This is a genomic window from Occallatibacter sp. (assembly GCF_036502485.1).
Classification (GTDB): domain Bacteria; phylum Acidobacteriota; class Terriglobia; order Terriglobales; family Acidobacteriaceae; genus Telmatobacter.
On record NZ_DASXYM010000097.1, the window covers coordinates 1 to 4,739 of the forward strand.

General features: G+C 62.0%; 4 protein-coding genes. 1 reads left to right on the forward strand and 3 read right to left on the reverse strand.

Annotation, left to right across the window (positions count from 1 at the left end; all coding sequences use genetic code 11):
• The 3 genes from mreD to VGL22_RS13865 form a co-directional block, all read right to left on the reverse strand.
• Positions 1 to 374: rod shape-determining protein MreD (gene mreD, locus VGL22_RS13855; protein WP_465267525.1), on the reverse strand; the 374-nt coding region annotated here is incomplete at its 3' end.
• A 2-nt stretch (positions 375 to 376) separates the two neighbouring features.
• Positions 377 to 1,627 (reverse strand): rod shape-determining protein MreC, encoded by a 1,251-nt coding sequence (gene mreC, locus VGL22_RS13860; protein ID WP_465267526.1) that lies wholly within the window; start codon positions 1,625 to 1,627, stop codon positions 377 to 379.
• Between the two features lie 223 nt (positions 1,628 to 1,850).
• On the reverse strand, positions 1,851 to 2,915 hold the full coding sequence (locus tag VGL22_RS13865) for a rod shape-determining protein (RefSeq protein ID WP_465267527.1): 1,065 nt from the start codon (positions 2,913 to 2,915) through the stop codon (positions 1,851 to 1,853).
• Between the two features lie 296 nt (positions 2,916 to 3,211).
• Between VGL22_RS13865 and VGL22_RS13870 the strand changes: the two genes are divergently transcribed.
• A complete protein-coding gene (locus VGL22_RS13870) occupies positions 3,212 to 4,702 on the forward strand; it encodes an aldehyde dehydrogenase family protein (RefSeq protein ID WP_465267528.1) in 1,491 nt (496 codons plus the stop codon).
• The last annotated feature ends 37 nt before the right edge of the window (positions 4,703 to 4,739 follow it).

Sequence of the window (4,739 nt, forward strand, 5' to 3'; positions counted from 1 at the left end):
AGCAGGGTCAGCGCGAAGTTCAGCATCACCCGCACCAGGTAGTTCTGCACGTCGATCCGAATGCCCACCGACGCTGCCAGGTACCCGGCCAGCGTCTTGGCAATTCCATTGATTCCCAGCGGCCGCCCCGTCAGCGCATCCTCAAAGATGCCCACAAACGCGCCGATCAGCATCCCCTGGATGGGGCTGCGCCTTCCCAGTGCGAAGTAGATCGTGATCACCAGTGGAAAATCGAACCAGATATGGTTCTGCCCAAACGCCCGCGGCAGCATGGCCTGCAACACCAGCGCCAGGACAATGACGACAAAATACAGCGGTGCCGGGAACTTGTGGATCTCCAGATCGCGGCGGGAGTTCGCCATGAGCACAGCCATGTTTAGCGCTCCCTCTGCGGCTGAGCAGGCGGCTGCCCGCCCGCGGGCGGATTTGGATTTGCCGGCTTCGGAGTCGCTGGCTTTTTCGTCTTCGGCGCAGCCTGCTCCGCGCCGTTGTCCCTTTCGGGGGCGGGTGCATTCCCCGGCGTAAACCGGTCCGGGTGCGCCGGCGGAACAATCTTGGGCACCACCGCGGCCGCGGGCGGCGCCGGCAACCCATCCGGGCCCACCTGCTGCGGCTTTGGCTGCGGAGGCGGCGCATTCGGATCCGTCAGTCCCGGCAGCCGCTCCGCCATGATCTCAGAAGCCTTCTTCTGCTCGGTGAGCGCAGCCGCATCGCCGCCCTTCAGATCCTGGCTCTCCGCCATGTCTTTCAACTGCTGATCGCTGAAGCGCGGCTGAGTATCGGTAATCACCAGCACCTCATCCAGCCGGTCCAGGCGCGCCGCCGGACTCACGATAATCCGGATAAATCCGTCTCGATCAGGATCCGGCAGCACCTTGTCCACCGTGCCCACCGGCAACCCCCGCGGAAAGATCTGGTCTCCGCCGGCCGTGAGCACCTTCTCTCCCGGCTTGATGCGGTTATCCGCGAGAATGCCTACAATCTGCGGCTGCCCCTGCGCGTTTCCCCTGAGCACTCCGCGCGTCCGCGTCTGCTCCAAAATTACTCCGGCCCCGCTCGACTGGTCGTTCATCTCCAGCACCTGCGACGTATGCGAAAACACCTCGCGCACCTTGCCTACGATGCCGGCTCCCGTGATCACGGCCATGTCGCGCTTGAGCCCGTCGTCCTTGCCTTTATTGATGGTGAACACCCAGGACTGATCGGAGCCGCTTGTCCCGATCACCTGTGCCGCCATGGTCGTATACAGGTACTTCTGCTGGAACCCCAGCATCTGCTGCAGCCGCTGGCCCTGCCGCGCATCCTCAAGAAGCGCCGCCTGCTCCAGGCGCAGCCGGTCCACCGCGTCCTGCAGGTCTCTGTTCTCCTGCCTCACGTGGCGCAGCGCAAAATAGTTCTCCCAGATACTGCCGGCCCCGGTCCGTGAGGTTTGCACCGCACGCTCCGGCGGCGAGACCAGCGCATTCGCCCACAACCGGATCAGCCGCACACCGGACGAGTCCTCCGGGTCAAACACATTCCGGCCACCCGCATTCCGGCGCACCTGCACCGCCAGGCCGATGATCTGGCCCACCAGCAGCACGAGCAGTACGAGGAGATTGCGGTATCGGACGAAAAACGATTCCATAGTGACAGCGGCGGAGAGAGAAACACGCGGAAAGTGAAAGCAATACCAGTATACCGGCGGCCGCGTTTTCAGGGATGCCGCGGCCTGTGCACAGAAAGGTTCCGTTCCAGTTCTGCTCAACCTGTGCCGGAGGCGCTCACCGTCTCCCTGGCGAGCTGAATCAGGGCAAAACAAACTGACGGGTCTGAAGTCAGACCCGTCAGTTACAGCTTGTTTCCTGCTTTTAGTCGATTTTGATCTTCCGCAGCAGGCGGAAATCCGACAGCATCTTGCCGGTTCCCAGCACCACGGAGGCCAGCGGATCGTCGGCCACCGAAACCGGCAGCCCGGTTTCCTCGCGAATGCGCTTGTCCAGGTTTTTGATCAGCGCCCCGCCGCCTGTCAGCACAATGCCGCGGTCGGAAATATCAGCCGACAACTCCGGCGGGGTCCGCTCCAGCGCGACGCGGATGGCATTCATGATGACGGCAATGCATTCGCCCAGCGCTTCACGAATTTCGCTGTCATCAATCGCGATCGTCTTGGGCACGCCCTCAATCAGGTTGCGGCCCTTGATCTCCATGGTCAGCGGCTTGTCCAGCGGAAAGGCCGAGCCAATCTCCATCTTGATGTGTTCCGCCGTGCGCTCGCCGATCAGCAGGTTGTACTTGCGCTTCAGGTAGTTGGTAATGGCCTCATCCATCTGATTGCCGGCCATGCGCACCGAGCGCGAATACACAATGCCCGACAGCGAAATGACCGCGATATCCGTGGTCCCGCCGCCAATATCGACAACCATGTTGCCGCTGGGCTCCGTGATGGGAAGGCCGGCGCCGATGGCCGCCACCATGGCCTGTTCCACCAGATAAACTTCGCTGGCCTTGGCGCGATAGGCCGAGTCCTCGACCGCGCGCTTTTCCACCTGCGTAATCTCAGACGGCACGCCGATCACAATCCGGGGATGCACCAGCATCTTGCGGTTGTGCGCTTTCTGGATGAAGTAGTTCAGCATCTTTTCGGTGACTTTGAAGTCCGCGATGACGCCGTCTTTCATGGGCTTGATGGCCACGATGTTGCCGGGCGTGCGCCCCAGCATCTCCTTGGCTTCCTTGCCTACGGCTTCCACCTCACCGGTGTTCTTGTTGATGGCGACGATGGAGGGCTCGTTGACCACGATGCCCTTCCCTGCCGCGTAGACCAGGGTATTGGCGGTGCCAAGATCAATCGCCAGATCGCTCGAAAACATACTGAACAGAGAGCGAAAGCCGTGCGAGCGCGACGGGCGCGAAGGATAGCCATTCAAGGACATTGGAAGATTGCTTCAACCTCAAGGTGTATTGTACGGCAGCGTGCAAACGCGGCGAGGGTGGTTGGGCAGGGGCCACAAGCTGTGCCAGTGCTGTAAACTCTGTCTGTTTGCCGTATTTTCAGCATATCGCAGATGGAGTGCAACGCGAGTGCCGCAGCGCACTTTGCTTTCTTTGTAAAACCTAATTCAGAGCCCTTCTCATTCCGGCTGGGCAGATTCCAGAGCGCTTATCTCCGTGGCGACCTGATCAATCGACCACCTGACGACTGACCACCGATCTCTGTTCGAGGACTTCCATGGCAATCACGACCTATCTCAATCTCATCGGCGGCCAGAGTCTGCCGGCCAAGAGCGGCAAAGCCTTCCAGGACATCAATCCCGCCGACCACTCCGACATTGTCGGCGAGTTCCCCTCCTCCGGCCCTGAGGACGTCGACCTGGCCGTTGCCGCCGCCAAAAAGGCATTCGCCACATGGCGCCTGGTACCCGCGCCCAAGCGCGCCGAAATCCTCTACCACGCCGGCCAGCTTCTTCGCGAGCGCAAAGAGCAGTTCGCGCAGGACATGACCCGCGAAATGGGCAAGGTCCTCGCCGAGACCCGCGGCGACGTGCAGGAAGCCATCGATGAGGCCTTCTATGTCGCCGGCGAAGGGCGCCGCCTTTTCGGCAAAACCACCCCCAGCGAGTTGCAGAACAAGTTCGCCATGTCGGTCCGCATGCCCCTCGGCGTGGTCGGCCTCATCACGCCGTGGAACTTCCCCATGGCCATCCCCTCGTGGAAGCTCTTCCCCGCCCTGGTCGCCGGCAACACCTGCGTGATCAAGCCCGCCACCGACACGCCGCTCTCCGTCTACAACCTGGTCAACACCCTCAACGACGCGGGCGTTCCCCCGGGCGTGCTGAACATCGTCTGCGGTGGCGGCGGATCCGTTGGGAATGCTTTAGTCGAACACAAGGACGTGAGGGCCATCAGCTTCACCGGCTCCAGCGAGATCGGCTCGCACGTGGCGCAGCGCGCCGCCGCCACCTTCAAGCCCGTTTCGCTCGAGATGGGCGGCAAGAACGCGCAGATCGTCCTCGACGATGCGAACCTCGACCTCGCCCTCGACGGCGCGCTCTGGGGCGCCTTCGGCACCACCGGCCAACGGTGCACCGCCACCAGCCGCCTGCTGTTGCAGAAGGGCATCGCCAAGGAGTTCATCGCAAGGCTGGTGGAGCGGGTTAAGGCACTCAAGATTGGCAACGGCCTCGATGAATCCGTGCAGGTGGGCCCGCAGGTCAACGCCAGCCAGATTGAGACCTCGACCAACTACGTTGAGATTGCCAGGGGTGAAGGCGCAAAACTGGAGTGCGGCGGCCACGGCCTGACCGACGGCGCTTACGCCAACGGCACCTTCTTCGCGCCCACCGTCTTCTCCGGCGTCATGCCGACGATGCGCATTGCCCGCGAAGAGGTCTTTGGCCCGGTGCTCGCCATCCTCGAGTTCGACACCTTCGAGGAAGGCATCGAGATCGCCAACTCCATCGACTACGGCCTTTCCAGCGCGCTATACACGAAGGACCTCAACCGCGCCTTTGCCGCCATCCGCGACCTCGAGGCCGGCATTACCTACATCAACGCCCCCACCATCGGCGCTGAGGTCCACCTGCCCTTTGGGGGCGTTAAACACACGGGGAACGGCCACCGTGAAGGGTCGGAAGCTCTGGACTTTTTCACCACCTGGAAGGCCGTCTACGTCGATTACAGCGACAAACTCCAGCGCGCTCAGATCGATAACGCGGAGTAGCTATACCTCTTTGCGGTGTTGGCAATGCGGATCGTAT